Origin of the sequence: Azospirillum isscasi (genome assembly GCF_030849505.1) — a bacterium.
Taxonomy (GTDB): domain Bacteria; phylum Pseudomonadota; class Alphaproteobacteria; order Azospirillales; family Azospirillaceae; genus Azospirillum; species Azospirillum isscasi.
This window is the reverse complement of sequence record NZ_JAUJFI010000158.1, coordinates 1-13151: the sequence shown is the minus strand read 5'-3', so window position 1 is coordinate 13151 and position 13151 is coordinate 1. Positions and strand designations below refer to the sequence as shown.

Below are 13151 nucleotides of genomic sequence, written 5' to 3'. Positions count from 1 at the left end.
CGTCGTCCGGCGCCAGCCTGTCCCCGCACCCCTCCAGCAAGGCCGCCGCATCGCTGCCCGCCGGCCCCAGGAACAGGCAGGGCCGGCCCGCCGCCAGCGCGCCGGCGACCTTGCTCGGCACCAGCAGCCCTTCGGCCCGCTCGTCCATGGTCGCCAGATGCACATCCGCCGCCGACAGGCTTTCGCCCAGCCGCTCCGGCGGCTGGAGGGGCAGCAGGCGGACGTTGGTCAGCCCGCGCCGCTCCACCGCCTCCGCCACGGCGGTTCGGCGCCGCCCCTCCCCGATCAGCAGAATCCGGATGCCGGGATCGCTGCGGGCCAGCAGCGCCGCCGCGTCCATCACGGCGTCCATCGGGTGGGCCAGCCCCATGTTTCCCGAATAGGCGACGGTGAAGCGGTCCTCCAGCCCATGCTCCAGCCGGAACGGGTTGCCGGCGCGCGGGACGGGCCGGATTCGCGGATCGGGCCAGTTCGGCAGTACGGCGATCCGCTCCGCCGGCACCCCCGCGGCTGCCAGCCGCCGGGCCATGCAGCGCCCGATGGCCACCACCGCGTCATGGCGGCCGAGCGCCTGGACGCTCGCCCGCTGCGCCATCCGCATCAGCGGTTCCGGCAGGCGGACGCCCAGCACCGGCAGCAGCGCCGGATAGACGTCCTGGCTCCAGTGGATGGAGGCCGCGCCATGGCGCGCGGCGATCAGCGGCCCGGCGCACGCCAGCAGCGGCGGATCGGTCATCGTCACCACAACGTCGTGCCGCGGCAGGCGCAACGCGCGGTGGACCAGCCGCGCCGCCGCAGCGAGATAGCCGCGGACGGTCAGCCGTGCGTCGCCGGGCGGCTCCCGCACGTCCGCCGATCCGCCACCCGCGCGCCGCACGGTCACGCCGGGCGGTGCTTCGCTGGGGCCGTGCCCATCCGCAACGACGGTGACGCGCCACCCCATCGCCGCCATCCGTTCAGCCAGATCGAAAACGCAACGCCCGGTCGCCCCCTTGTCCGGAGGAAACACGCGGTTGACGAACAGGATGGAGGGAACGCCCACAGTTCAGGAGCCGTTATGTTCGAAAAGCACGCATAAGTATGCATTTCGCCTAGCGCTCCGGCAACCGGTTCCTGCGCTCCGCCGCCAGCACCATCAGAGTCAGCAGAAGGCCCGTGTCCAGATATTTGAAACTCGTGTGCAGCCCCAGCGCCATCAGCAGCGGCGGCACCACCGACCAGCCCAGCGTAGGATCGGTGCGCAGGAGCGCCAGAGCGCGCGGAGCGAGACCGCCGAGATAGGCGGTCAGGGCGCACAGCCCCACCGCCCCGGCCTTGGCGATGGCGTAGGTCGCCAGCGTGTGGGTGTAGGACACGCGCCATCCCCCCACCGCCGGATTGGCGAGGAGCGCCCCCCAGCCCTGCCCGAACAGGAAGGCCGCCGGAGAGGACAGCGCCTGCCCGATGGCGGCCTCCGCCTCCTCCCAGCGGGTGTTCGCCCCGGCCAGCCGGGTCTTTTCCGCGACCTGCCCGAGGGCGCCCAGAAGCACCTCCGGAAGGAGCGCGGCCAGCAGCAGCGCCGCCAGCCCGGCCCCCAACCCCGCCAGCGGCGCCCGGCGCAGCCACCAGAGGCCCAGCGCGGCGAAGGCCACGGCGGCGAGCCCCAGCGCCATCCGGTGCACCGCCCCGGCCAGCGCCGCCAGACACAGCAGCCCGCCCAGAACCGCAACCGTTCCGGCGGCCCGCCGCAGCCATCCGCCGCGCACCAGCATCCCGAACCCGAAGGCCGGCAGCGCAACGGCGGCGAACAGGACCGACGGCGCGTTCAGCAGATAAACGCCGCCATCGGCCATGGCCCGGACGCCGACGGCGCCGAATCCCCACTCCGCCTGCTTCCACCAGCGCAGAGCGAATCCGACGCCGGCCAGCGCCATGCCGGCGGTCAGAAGCTGCACCCCACGGGCGGAGGCGGCCCGCAGCACCGGCACCAGAAGCACGGGAAGGAACAGGTACAGCAGAGGCACGACATCGCGCACCATGTCGCGGGGCGCCCAGCCCAGCCACGCGCCGCGCAGCAGCGGGCACCACAGCATCACCGCGAGCGCCAGCAGCGCCGGCATTTCCCACGACATCGCCCACGGCGGCGAAGCGCGCTCCAGCAGGGCGTGGCCGGTCGCCACATAGAGAGGGCGCAGCAGCCCGACGCCCAGCACCAGCAGCCCGCCGATGGCCGCCTCCGCCGGACGGATCTCCGCCGGGGCCGGCGTGCTCAGCAGGCCATAGACGGCCAGCGCCAGGAACAGCCCGGCGGCACGCCACAGCGCCTTTCCTTCCCCGACCACGCGCCCCCGCCGCCCATCCGACACCATCGGGCGCCAGCATTCCATGGCATGCGGAAAAAGGGAACGTCCGAGAGCGCCCGCAATCGTTCAGGCGTAACGCAGCTCCGCGCGATCGAGGCGGTAGAACAGCCCCTCCAACGGATTCAGCCGCAGCGTGCCGGTCATCAGCACCGGACCTTGCGACTCGCGGACCGGAATCTGGCTGTGAACGTGCAGCATGGTGGCGGGGCTGGGCCGATGGCAGGCCGGGCAGGAAATCGGATTGGCCGCGAGGATGAAGCGGTTGTGGGCCGACGCGTCGCTCAGCGGCACCATGAAGCCGCGCACCGTCACCAGCTTCCCGTCCAGCGCCCTGACCCGCGTCGGGAACACCGGGTTGGCGGCGGGGCCCTCCATCCGGACCTGAACCAGATCGCGCCACAGCGCCGTGGTGTCGTCCAGCGGCAGATGGAACGGCCCGGCGGGGTGCGTGGGCTCGCTGGCCCCGGCGGCCCAGATCGCCCAGCCGGCCACCGGGGCCAGCGCCAGCGGCAGCAGAACCTGTCGGCGCGTCGTCATGGCTTCCTCCCCCTCGATCCCTGCCCGTTTCCGGTCGTTCGTCCGACCGTTCATTCGATCGTTGAAGGCGTCCCTTGCGGCCTTGCGGCAGACCGCCGTCCTTATGGCCGAATTGTTCCCGAGCCTCCGCCCAAGGTCAACAGGCCAGCGATAGGCCATACGTAAGATGCCGCCGCATGGCGACTTCGCGCACCGCTTCGCCGACCTATGGGATTGACGCGGCAACCGGCCTATACTTTGTAAGAGCGGCAACCACCGATAAAAACCTTACGAGCGGGAACCAACGCGGCATGCAAAAAGGGTCAGCACCGAAGGACAAGCCGGCGCATCTCCGCCTGTCCGAAGACCAGACCACCGAACTGGCCGACATGTTCCGCCTGATGAGCGACCCCAGCCGGCTGCGCATCATCCTGGCCTGCCTCGACACATCGACCTCGGTCGGCGACATGGCGGCGGCGCTGGGCCTGTCGCCGTCGCTGGTCAGCCACCACCTCCGCCTGCTGCGGGCGGGGCGGCTGATCCAGGCGGAACGGCGCGGCAACCGCGTCTTCTACCTGATCACCGACGAACACATCCGGCGCGTCCTGTCGGACATGGTGGACCATGTGGCGGAGGAAAGCGAAGGCGACCTGGAGGCCTGAGAGGCCGCCGCACCCTTTTCAAGCGTTTGTAACAAATAGCGATAGGGTTTGACCGCCACGCCGGTTGCGCCGCATAGTCCGGAGTATGCTGCGGCGCATCAAACCGTTGCTATACGAATAGTCTGGTCGGTTGGACCAGGAAAACAGGGGTGTTGGCATGGAGACGTTCCGCTTCCAGCCGGGGGAAACCCCCGTCCTGCTCAGCATCCCGCATGTCGGCACCGTCGTGCCGCCGGACATCGCAGCCGCCATGACCGACACCGCCCTGGCGATGCCGGACACCGACTGGCACCTGGACCGCCTCTACCACTTCGCCCCGGCGCTGGGGATCGGCTTTCTGAGGCCCATCTGCTCGCGCTACGTGATCGACCTGAACCGCGATCCCGACGGCACCGCCCTTTACCCCGGCGTCAGCAACACCGAACTCTGTCCCCTCACCAGCTTCGACCACCAGCCGATTTACAAGCCCGGGCAGGAGCCGGACGCGGCGGAGGTCCGGCGGCGGATCGGCGCTTATTGGCGCCCCTACCACGAGCGGCTCAACGGCGAGCTTCAGGCGCTGAGGGAACGGTTCGGAGTCGCCGTGCTGTTCGACGCCCATTCCATCCGGTCGCGCGTGCCGCGCTTCTTCGACGGGCAGATCCAGGACTTCAACCTGGGCACCGCGGACGGCGCCAGCGCCTCCCCGGCGCTGGTCGGGCGGGTGATGAATGTGCTGACGGCGGCGGGGCGCTATTCCTCCGTGCAGAACGGGCGTTTCAAGGGCGGCTTCATCACCCGCCATTACGGCAACCCCGCCGACAACATCCACTCCATCCAGCTCGAACTGTCGCAAATCACTTATATGGACGAAGAGGCCCCCTTCGGCTTCCGCGAGGATTCGGCGCGGCAGGTCCGCCCGACGCTGGAGCGGCTGATGAGCCTGATCGTCGAGTGGGCGTGGGAAAACGCCGCCGGGCGCCGCCGGAGCGCCTTCCTGTAGCGGCTCCCTTCAGAACCCGGATTCAGACCCAGACGCCCCGCACATAGGGCGTAAGCTGGGTGTCCTGCATGATGATGTGGTGGACCAGCCAGTTCGCGGTGAAGGTGTAGATCCGCTCGGCGTTCTGGTGGGTCGGGTCCTTCGTGAAGACGGACGACAGCTCGCTCAGCGTGCGCACGGCCTCGTGATGCTGGCGCACATGCTCCTCGAACTTCGGGTAGTGCACCATCTGCATGATCTTTTCTTCGCGGGCGAAGTGCTGCTGGGTGTATTCCAGCAGTTTCATGAGGATCTTCGCGACGCGCACGGGCATGAAGCTGCGCGTGTTCAGCGCGGCATCCAGTTCATTGAGATACTCGATCAGGTGCTTGTGATCTTCGTCGATGGACGGCTGGCCGACGCTGAGCTGCCGCCTCCACGTAATGACACTCATGAACCCTCCGCACCCTGTCTTCCGCGGCCACCGGGCAAACCCGGCGAACGCCACGCATTGAAGGGAAGCGCGCCGTACCTGCGCAACTGAAGATGAAGGTGCGCAATCCGTCAAAAAACCGTAAATACCAGACGCAGCAACCCTTGGTACCGCCGGATCCCCAACCGGTGGCCTTTGCCTGTATCATGGGCGTTCTCGCGTACAAAACAAACGCATACGATCGTCACATGGCATTTTGCCGCACCGAAAACGAACATACGGAAAGGCGGACGAAAACTTCGCGTTTCCGTCCGCCTTCACATCAACCTTATGAAGCAGAGGCGACGATCAGCCGCCTCAACTTATCGACACCACAGCGTTCGATCAGCCGACGATCGAATAACCGCAATCCACATAGGTGGTGCTGCCGGTGATGCCCTTCGCACCGTCCGTCGCGAGGAAGGCGGTGGTGTAGCCAACCTCCTCGATGGTGACGAGGCGCTGTTCCGGCGCGCGCTCCGCGGCCTTCTCCATCAGCTCGTCGAAGTGGGCGATGCCGGACGCGGCGCGGGTCTTGATCGGACCCGGGGAGATGGCGTGCACGCGGATGCCCTTCGGGCCCAGTTCCGCCGCCAGATAGCGCACGCTGGCCTCCAGCGCGGCCTTCACCGGCCCCATGACGCCGTAATTGTCGATCACGCGGTTGGCGCCGAAATAGGACATGGTGAACAGCGAACCGCCGTCCTTCATCAGCGGCTCCGCATAGCGGGCCATGCGGATGAAGGAATGGCAGGACACGTCCATCGCCATCTGGAAGCCTTCGCGCGAGCAATCGACCACGCGGCCGTGCAGATCGTCCTTCGGGGCGAAGGCGATGGAGTGCAGCGCGAAGTCCAGCTTGCCCCACTTCTCGCCGATCTTGTCGAAGATGGCCTTCAACTCACCTTCGCCGGTGACGTCCACCGGTTCGAAGATCTCCGCTTCGAGCTGCTGGGCCAGCGGCTCGACGAAGCGCTTCGCCTTGTCGTTCAGATAGCTGACCGCGAGATCCGCGCCCAGCGCGCGGAAGGCGCGGGCGCAGCCCCACGCGATCGACTGATCGTTGGCGATGCCGAGCACGAGGCCCTTCTTGCCCTCGAGGGTGGCGGCGGCAGGGATGATCGTGGTCATAGGCTGGCTTTCCCGGATTGCTGAGTGGCCGGATTCGGAGTGCGCCAGATCGGATCACTCGAATTGTGCGACGCACCATAATGCAATCGAAGGTCATAGGCAACTTGTTAAAGTCGCAATAAAACCGACATTATCGCTTTGTTTATCCGTAACACAGGCTTCACACAGCGAAAAAGCGAAGTCCGCGGGGTAAGCCTATGCCTCTTTCTTGCGCGTTCCTTGGAGGAACCGCAACAAAGAAAGGCCCTTCTCGCTGGAAGGGCCTTTTCCACATGACGAAGGGCGTTCAAACCGCGCCGGGGGTAAAGGACGGGGGATCGCTGGCCGGGAAGGATTCCATCGACGCCTCGTCCACCTTCTCCTTCTCGCCGGCATCGTCGTCGATATCGCCGGGGTGGCGGGAATAGCGATGGACGCCCCGCTCGGCATCCTCGGTGGGCGAGGCGGCGGTGTCGTGATGACCGTTCCAGTCCTCCATCATCGCCTTGGCCGGGCAATAGCCGGTCAGCCCGCGGGCCACCAGCGCGCCGCCGGCCAGCGCCATGGCCGCCCCGGCGACGGTCGGGCGCCGCAGGCCGAGCACCGCCAGCAGCCCGCCGCCGACCAGCGACACCAGACGTTCGGTGTGGCCGACGTTGATCATGCGTTCAAGATCGTCCGGGCGGGCCACGCCGCGGCTGCCCATGCCCTGTTGGCTCGTCATCGCCATCGCTCCTCTCCTCGATCCCTTCGTGTCTTCACGGCTGGGGGGCCGGCGGTGCGGAACCGCCCTGGTCCGGCGCCGGCGCGCTGCCGGTCGATCCGGAGCCCGGCGGCGCGGCCCCGTCGGGCTTGCGCGCCGTGTCGGCCAGCGTGCGGGCCTGCGACAGTTCGCGGTTCAGCCGGTCCACCTCCTGCGAGAGGCGCTGCACCTCCGACTGGAGCTGGGGCGCCCCCGCAGCACCGCCCTCCGGCATACCAACCGCGGCGAGGGCCGCCGCGTCGCGCATCCAATAGGGCTGGACGCCGTAATAGGTGTGAAGCGCCATCGCCCATTGCCGGTCCGACATGTCCGGGCGGTTGGAGCGGGTGAACTGCGGCGCCGCGGTCAGCCGGTCCTTCGCGACGTTCAGCACATAGCTGTCGCCGCCCTGCGCCGGTTGGATCAGCGCCCAGGGAACCGGGAAGTTGCGCTCGCCCAGCCCCAGGAAGCCGCCCGCCTCGACCACGGCGTAGGCGACGCGCCCGGTGTTCGGATCGACCACCAGTTCGGCGATGGAGCCCATCTCCTCGCCGTTCGCGTTGTGCAGCTTGGCCTTGGACAGATCGTCGGCGGCGACGACGCGCGGATGCTCGACGGAGCGCAGCAGCGCGTCGGCTTCACCCAGGATGGTCTGGCAGGCGGGCTCGCTGCCGCGCTGGCCGGCGCGCTCCGCGGTCTGGCGCAGGGCGCGGAGCTGGCCGATCTCCTGCGGGCTGGCCGCGGCGGGGGATTGGTTGCCGGCGGCCTCCAGCGCGCCGATGCGCTGGCCCAGCCGGTTCACCCCCTCCGGACAGGTCTCGGCCAGAGCCGGCCATGGCCCGAGCGCCCCCGCGATCATGGCGGCGCTGAGGAGCAGGCGTTTCATCGTCGGTGCCTCCGGCTTGGTTTCCGTGCGTGTGCATCTCACGTTCGGGAAAACAGCACGGCCAAGACGGAGGTTCCGCGACCCCTTCCTCTGCGAAGAGGTCAGCCCGGAAGCGGCAACCCGCCCCGCTGGACGATGAAGGACTGGACCGCGTCCAGCCCCTGCCCCGTCTTGATGTTGGTGAAGACGAAGGGGCGGTCGCCGCGCATCTTCTTCGCGTCGCGGTCCATCACCTCCAGGCTGGCGCCGACCAGCGGGGCGAGGTCGATCTTGTTGATGACCAGCAGGTCCGAGCGGGTGATGCCCGGCCCGCCCTTGCGCGGGATCTTGTCGCCCGCCGACACGTCGATGACGTAGATGGTCAGGTCCGCCAGTTCCGGCGAGAAGGTGGCCGCCAGATTGTCGCCGCCCGATTCGACGAAGATCAGGTCAAGGTCAGGGAACTTGCGGTTCATCTCGTCCACGGCGGCGAGGTTGATCGAGGCGTCCTCGCGGATCGCCGTGTGCGGGCAGCCGCCGGTCTCCACGCCCATGATCCGTTCCGGCTTCAGCGCGCCGGAGCGGGTGAGGAATTCCGCGTCCTCCTTGGTGTAGATGTCGTTGGTGATCGCCGCGACCTCCCAATCGTCGCGCATGCGCTTGCACAGCGCGTCGGTCAGCGCCGTCTTGCCGGAGCCGACCGGCCCACCGATGCCCACGCGCAGGGGGCCACCATGGCTCTTGGAAATCGGGGCGGTCATGAGCGGAACAACCTCGTGTATTGGGTTTCGTGGATCATGGAGGTCCAATCGACGGCCATGGCGCGGCTGCCCAGATCGTCGAGCGGGGCGGCCAGCGCGGCCTCCGCCGCAGAGTGCACCACGGAATCGAGCGCCGCCAGGGCCTTCTGCCCGTCCGTCTGCCCCAGCGGCACCAGCCGCACCCCGGCGGAGACAAGGTTGGCGGCGAAGGCGTGCAGATAGGCCGACAGCGCCGGCCCCTCCGGCACGCCGATCAGCGCGGCGGCCAGCGCCACGGCGACGGCGTAGGCGACCGGGCGGCCGGTGCCGGCGATCACCCGGTCCCAGCGTTCCATCCCGTCCAGCGGCCAGGCGGCGCGCACGGCGATCAGGAAGGCCTGCCCCTGGGCGCGGCTTTCCAGCGCCGTTTCGGCGGAGGCGCGCATCGCGTCGGCGCGTTCGACCGCCCAGGCGAAGCCCGCCTCGTCGCCGGCCAGCACCGCCCGGTGGGCGGCGGCGAACAGCATGCCGTCGGTTCGCCCGGCGCCGTGGCGCAGGATGCCGTCCATCCAGCGCGCCAGCGTGTCGCGGTCGCGGACGAGGTTCCGCTCCACCGCCGCCTCGATGCCGTGGCTGTAGGAGAAGCCGCCGACCGGGAAGGAGGGCGACAGCCAGGCGAGGAGTTTGGTGAGGTGGATGGCGGAGACAGGCCCCCACCCCGACCCTCCCCCGCTGCGCGGGAGAGGGTGCCTCTCCTCGCCCACATCCCCTTCCTCGCGAAGCGGGGGAGGGTTAGGGAGGGGGCAAGCGCCCTCAGTCATGCGAATGCCCATGATGATGGTGGTGGTGGCCGTGGTCGTGGCCGTGGTCGTGGCCATGCCCGTGCGAGTGCCCCTGCCCCGAATAGGCCCCACCCTCCGGCGCGAAGGGCGCGTGGATGGCCTCAACGCTCGCCCCCAGCCCCTTCAGCATGTCCTCGATCACATGGTCGCGGCGCAGGCGGATGGTCTCGCCGACGATCTGCACCGGCAGGTGCCGGTTGCCCAGGTGCCACGCGATGCGGGCGAAGCCTTCCGTCCCGCCGCCGCAGCGCACCTCCATCAGGTCCTCGTCCGCGGCGACCACCCGCAGGACGGCGCCGTCGCCCAGTTCCAGCCCGTCGCCATGGTCGAGCGCCACCGCCCGCGGCAGGTCCAGCAGGAAATCGGTCCCCGCGTCGTCCTTCATCACCATGCGGCGCCGGTGGCGGTCGTCGAAGGCGAGGGTCACCGTGCCGGCCTCGCGCTCGGCGGGCCAATGGCCGCGGGCGTGGACTCGGGTGGCGCGGCGGAGCGTGTCGGTCATGGGGAAAGCCGTTCGAAGGGAGTGGTCCGGCCGAAGAAACGTCCCGCGAGGGCGCCGACCGGTTCCGCCGCTCCCGTGGTGAAGAAACGAAGCGCACCCGCCGCCTCGCCCGCAGCGGGCGCGTATTCGGGGTGGCGCTCCAGGTAATTGTCCAGCGACCGGGCGACCAGGGAGGGCTGGCACAGCACCTCCACGCCCGGCGGCAGCGCCTCGGCGAACAGGTGCGCGACCAGCGGGTAGTGGGTGCAGCCCAACACCGCCGCGTCGAGCGGCTGGCCCTCCAGTTGCTCCAGCAGCGCCCGCACATAGCCGCACACCGCCGGAGCCAGTTCCGCGTCCCCCGCCCCGCGCTCGATCAGCGGGACGAGGTCCGGGCACGCCTGCTGCACCACCCGGACGTCGGGCGCCCGCTTGCCGATCTCCCGCGGGAAGGAGCCGGAGGCGACGGTGGCGGGCGTGGCGAAGACGCCGACCGTCCGCGGCTCCGGACGCCAATCGGCGGCGGGGCCGTCCTGCATCCAGGGCACGCGGGTGATGGCCTCGACCATCGGCACCAGGACGCCCAGCACGTTCCGGCCCGGATGGGCGTGGGGCAGCCACGTCCGCTGCATCCGCCGCAGGGCGACCGCCGCCGCCGTGTTGCAGGCCAGCACGACCAGCCCGCAGCCCTGGGCGAACAGCCGCTCCACCCCCTGGACCGTCAGGCGGTAGATGTCCTCCTCGCTGCGCGGGCCGTAGGGAGCGGCGGCATGGTCGCCGAGATAGACGAAAGGCCGTCCGGGAGCGGCGGCCACCAGCGCGCGCAGCACCGTCAGACCGCCATGCCCGGAATCGAAGACACCAATCACGAACCCGTCACCCCACACTCAGAACAGGAAATACCGCTGCGCCATGGGCAGCACGTCCGCCGGTTCGCAGGTCAGGAGCTGACCGTCGGCACGCACCTCGTAGGTTTCCGGATCGACCTCGATGTGGGGTGTGGAATCGTTGTGGATCATCTGCTTCTTGCCGATGGCCCGCACCCCCGTCACGGCGACCAGCTCGCGCCGCAGGCCGAGCGACCGCACCGCCTCGTTCTCCAGCGCCAGTTTGCTGACGAAGGTCAGGGAGCTGGCCTGGATCGAGCGGCCATAGGCGCCGAACATCGGGCGGTAATGCACCGGCTGCGGAGTCGGGATGGAGGCGTTGGGATCGCCCATCAGCGCCGCCGCGATGGTGCCGGCCTTCAGCACCATGTCCGGCTTCACGCCGAAGAAGGCCGGCGACCAGACGGCCAGATCGGCCAGCTTGCCCACCTCGACCGATCCCACCACATGGGCGATGCCGTGCGACAGGGCCGGGTTGATGGTGTATTTGGCGACGTAGCGCTTGACGCGGAAGTTGTCGTTCTCCCCCGTCTCCTCCGGCAGGCGCCCGCGCTGCACCTTCATCTTGTGGGCGGTCTGCCAGGTGCGGATGATCACCTCGCCCACCCGGCCCATCGCCTGGCTGTCCGAACTCAGCATCGAGAAGACGCCGAGGTCGTGCAGGATGTCCTCCGCCGCGATGGTCTCGCGCCGGATGCGGCTCTCGGCGAAGGCCACGTCCTCCGGGATGCGCGGGGACAGGTGGTGGCAGACCATGAGCATGTCGAGATGCTCGTCCACCGTGTTCACCGTGAAGGGCCGCGTCGGGTTGGTGGAGCTGGGCAGCACGTTGGGCAGGCCGGCCACCTTGATGATGTCCGGCGCGTGGCCGCCGCCCGCCCCTTCGGTGTGGAAGGCGTGGATGTTGCGGCCCTTGAACGCGGCGATGGTGTTCTCCACGAAGCCCGACTCGTTCAGCGTGTCGGTGTGGATGGCCACCTGGATGTCCGTCTCCTCGGCCACGGTCAGGCAGGTGTCGATGGCCGCCGGGGTGGTGCCCCAGTCCTCGTGCAGCTTCATGCCGCAGGCGCCCGCCGCGATCTGCTCCAGCAGCGCGTCGGGGCGGCTGGCGTTGCCCTTGCCGAAGAAGCCCAGGTTGATCGGCAGCCCCTCCGCCGCCTGGAGCATCCGGGCCATGTGCCACGGCCCCGGCGTGCAGGTGGTGGCGGAGGTGCCCGCCGCCGGGCCGGTGCCGCCGCCCAGCATGGTGGTGACGCCGCTGTACAGCGCCTCGTCCACCTGCTGCGGGCAGATGAAGTGGATGTGGGCGTCGATGCCCCCGGCGGTGACGATCTTGCCCTCGCCCGCGATCACCTCCGTCCCCGGCCCGACGACGATGGTCACGCCCGGCTGGACGTCCGGGTTGCCGGCCTTGCCGATGCCGGAAATGCGCCCGCCGGTGATGCCGATGTCGGCCTTGACGATGCCCCAATGGTCGATGATCAGCGCGTTGGTGATGACCGTGTCCACGGCGCCGCCCTGGCGGGACACCTGCCCCTGCCCCATGCCGTCGCGGATCACCTTGCCGCCGCCGAACTTGACCTCCTCGCCATAGACGGTGTGGTCCTTCTCGACCTCCACGATCAGGTCGGTGTCGGCCAGCCGCACACGGTCGCCCACGGTGGGGCCGTAAAGGGCCGCGTATTCGGCCCGGTCGATGCGATGCGCCATTGTCTGATGCCCTCCGCTGGCGCCCCTTACAGGCTGCCGTTGACCTTGCCGTTGAAGCCGATGACCACGCGGTTGCCGCCATAGGCGACCAGCCGCACGCGGCGCGTCTGGCCGGGCTCGAAGCGCACCGCCGTCCCGGCGGGGATGTCCAGCCGGAAGCCGCGCGCCTTCTCGCGGTCGAAGGTCAGCGCCCCGTTCGTCTCGTGAAAGTGATAGTGCGAGCCGACCTGGATCGGGCGGTCGCCGGCGTTGGCGACGTCCAGCTCCACCGTGTCGCGGCCCGCGTTGAGTTCGATCTCGCCCGCGGCGGGGATGATTTCACCGGGTTTCATCGGGGCCCCCTTAGCGAATCGGCTGGTGGACGGTGACGAGCTTCGTGCCGTCCGGGAAGGTGGCCTCCACCTGGATCTCGTGGATCATCTCCGGGATGCCCTCCATCACCTGATCGCGGGTCAGCACCGTCGCGCCGTCGCGCATCAGCTCGGCGACGGTGCGCCCGTCGCGCGCCCCTTCCACCACGTAATCGGTGATGAGGGCCACCGCCTCGGGATGGTTCAGCTTCACGCCACGCTCCAGCCGGCGGCGCGCCACCACGGCGGCCATGGCCACGAGAAGCTTGTCCTTCTCGCGCGGTGTCAGGTTCATGGGGCTGTCTCTCCGCCTACCCGTTGGATTGGCGGGATTATGCCACGTCGCTGCGGTGCGCCAATCCCTCTTCGATGAAACGCACCGCCTTTCCGACACCGTCCTCATCGAACCCGGCAAGGCCAGGGAACTCACCTGGAAGTTCACGAAGAACGCCGCCCTTGAATTCGCCTGCA

General features: G+C 69.1%; 16 protein-coding genes. 2 read left to right on the top strand and 14 right to left on the bottom strand.

Going from position 1 to position 13151, the window contains the following annotated elements:
- The 3 genes from QSG27_RS23350 to QSG27_RS23340 form a co-directional block, all read right to left on the bottom strand.
- The coding region (locus tag QSG27_RS23350) for a glycosyltransferase family 4 protein (RefSeq protein ID WP_306710389.1) at positions 1 to 1042 on the bottom strand (1042 nt) is incomplete at its 3' end.
- Positions 1043 to 1091: 49 nt separating this feature from the next.
- The gene (locus QSG27_RS23345) at positions 1092 to 2321 is read right to left on the bottom strand and encodes a hypothetical protein (RefSeq protein ID WP_306710387.1); all 1230 of its coding nucleotides are present in this window, start codon (positions 2319 to 2321) and stop codon (positions 1092 to 1094) included.
- 87 nt (positions 2322 to 2408) lie between these two features.
- On the bottom strand, positions 2409 to 2879 hold the full coding sequence (locus tag QSG27_RS23340) for a hypothetical protein (protein ID WP_306710385.1): 471 nt from the start codon (positions 2877 to 2879) through the stop codon (positions 2409 to 2411).
- Positions 2880 to 3169: 290 nt separating this feature from the next.
- Here QSG27_RS23340 and QSG27_RS23335 point away from each other — a divergent pair, with 290 nt between their 5' ends.
- A complete protein-coding gene (locus QSG27_RS23335) occupies positions 3170 to 3520 on the top strand; it encodes an ArsR/SmtB family transcription factor (RefSeq protein ID WP_014240322.1) in 351 nt (116 codons plus the stop codon).
- A 157-nt stretch (positions 3521 to 3677) separates the two neighbouring features.
- Positions 3678 to 4502, top strand: coding sequence for an N-formylglutamate deformylase (gene hutG / locus QSG27_RS23330; protein ID WP_306710382.1), 825 nt, complete (start codon positions 3678 to 3680; stop codon positions 4500 to 4502).
- Positions 4503 to 4524: 22 nt separating this feature from the next.
- On the opposite strand, the gene QSG27_RS23325 is transcribed toward hutG, so the two are convergent.
- The 11 genes from QSG27_RS23325 to QSG27_RS23275 all read right to left on the bottom strand — a co-directional run bounded on the left by QSG27_RS23325 (position 4525) and on the right by QSG27_RS23275 (position 12975).
- Positions 4525 to 4935, bottom strand: a complete 411-nt coding sequence (locus tag QSG27_RS23325; RefSeq protein ID WP_306710381.1) for a bacteriohemerythrin — start codon at positions 4933 to 4935, stop codon at positions 4525 to 4527.
- A gap of 363 nt (positions 4936 to 5298) precedes the next feature.
- Positions 5299 to 6084, bottom strand: a complete 786-nt coding sequence (fabI, locus tag QSG27_RS23320) for an enoyl-ACP reductase FabI (protein ID WP_306710380.1) — start codon at positions 6082 to 6084, stop codon at positions 5299 to 5301.
- Positions 6085 to 6370: 286 nt separating this feature from the next.
- Positions 6371 to 6787 (bottom strand): YgaP-like transmembrane domain, encoded by a 417-nt coding sequence (locus QSG27_RS23315; protein ID WP_306710378.1) that lies wholly within the window; start codon positions 6785 to 6787, stop codon positions 6371 to 6373.
- Between the two features lie 34 nt (positions 6788 to 6821).
- Positions 6822 to 7691, bottom strand: a complete 870-nt coding sequence (locus tag QSG27_RS23310; protein ID WP_306710376.1) for a PRC-barrel domain-containing protein — start codon at positions 7689 to 7691, stop codon at positions 6822 to 6824.
- Between the two features lie 101 nt (positions 7692 to 7792).
- Positions 7793 to 8431: an urease accessory protein UreG gene (ureG, locus tag QSG27_RS23305; protein ID WP_306710374.1), complete on the bottom strand. Its 639-nt coding sequence runs from the start codon at positions 8429 to 8431 to the stop codon at positions 7793 to 7795.
- Positions 8428 to 9174, bottom strand: coding sequence for an urease accessory protein UreF (locus QSG27_RS23300; protein ID WP_407653263.1), 747 nt, complete (start codon positions 9172 to 9174; stop codon positions 8428 to 8430). The genes ureG and QSG27_RS23300 overlap by 4 nt, the downstream gene beginning before the upstream one ends.
- Before the next feature lie 49 nt (positions 9175 to 9223).
- Complete coding sequence (gene ureE, locus QSG27_RS23295; protein ID WP_306710372.1) at positions 9224 to 9754, bottom strand: urease accessory protein UreE; 531 nt, start codon at positions 9752 to 9754, stop codon at positions 9224 to 9226.
- A complete protein-coding gene (gene murI / locus QSG27_RS23290; RefSeq protein WP_306710370.1) occupies positions 9751 to 10602 on the bottom strand; it encodes a glutamate racemase in 852 nt (283 codons plus the stop codon). Before murI ends, ureE begins: the two co-directional genes overlap by 4 nt.
- A gap of 18 nt (positions 10603 to 10620) precedes the next feature.
- Positions 10621 to 12330: an urease subunit alpha gene (gene ureC, locus QSG27_RS23285; protein WP_306710368.1), complete on the bottom strand. Its 1710-nt coding sequence runs from the start codon at positions 12328 to 12330 to the stop codon at positions 10621 to 10623.
- 26 nt (positions 12331 to 12356) lie between these two features.
- Positions 12357 to 12662, bottom strand: coding sequence for an urease subunit beta (locus QSG27_RS23280; RefSeq protein WP_306710367.1), 306 nt, complete (start codon positions 12660 to 12662; stop codon positions 12357 to 12359).
- Positions 12663 to 12672: 10 nt separating this feature from the next.
- Positions 12673 to 12975 (bottom strand): urease subunit gamma, encoded by a 303-nt coding sequence (locus tag QSG27_RS23275; protein ID WP_306710365.1) that lies wholly within the window; start codon positions 12973 to 12975, stop codon positions 12673 to 12675.
- Between the last annotated feature and the right edge of the window lie 176 nt (positions 12976 to 13151).

Coding starts and splice junctions, on each gene's coding strand:
- QSG27_RS23340 (WP_306710385.1), bottom strand. CDS start 2,879: ATGACGACGCGCCGACAGGTTCTGCTGCCGCTGGCGCTGGCCCCGGTG.
- QSG27_RS23335 (WP_014240322.1), top strand. CDS start 3,170: ATGCAAAAAGGGTCAGCACCGAAGGACAAGCCGGCGCATCTCCGCCTG.
- hutG (WP_306710382.1), top strand. CDS start 3,678: ATGGAGACGTTCCGCTTCCAGCCGGGGGAAACCCCCGTCCTGCTCAGC.
- QSG27_RS23325 (WP_306710381.1), bottom strand. CDS start 4,935: ATGAGTGTCATTACGTGGAGGCGGCAGCTCAGCGTCGGCCAGCCGTCC.
- fabI (WP_306710380.1), bottom strand. CDS start 6,084: ATGACCACGATCATCCCTGCCGCCGCCACCCTCGAGGGCAAGAAGGGC.
- QSG27_RS23315 (WP_306710378.1), bottom strand. CDS start 6,787: ATGACGAGCCAACAGGGCATGGGCAGCCGCGGCGTGGCCCGCCCGGAC.
- QSG27_RS23310 (WP_306710376.1), bottom strand. CDS start 7,691: ATGAAACGCCTGCTCCTCAGCGCCGCCATGATCGCGGGGGCGCTCGGG.
- ureG (WP_306710374.1), bottom strand. CDS start 8,431: ATGACCGCCCCGATTTCCAAGAGCCATGGTGGCCCCCTGCGCGTGGGC.
- ureE (WP_306710372.1), bottom strand. CDS start 9,754: ATGACCGACACGCTCCGCCGCGCCACCCGAGTCCACGCCCGCGGCCAT.
- ureC (WP_306710368.1), bottom strand. CDS start 12,330: ATGGCGCATCGCATCGACCGGGCCGAATACGCGGCCCTTTACGGCCCC.
- QSG27_RS23280 (WP_306710367.1), bottom strand. CDS start 12,662: ATGAAACCCGGTGAAATCATCCCCGCCGCGGGCGAGATCGAACTCAAC.
- QSG27_RS23275 (WP_306710365.1), bottom strand. CDS start 12,975: ATGAACCTGACACCGCGCGAGAAGGACAAGCTTCTCGTGGCCATGGCC.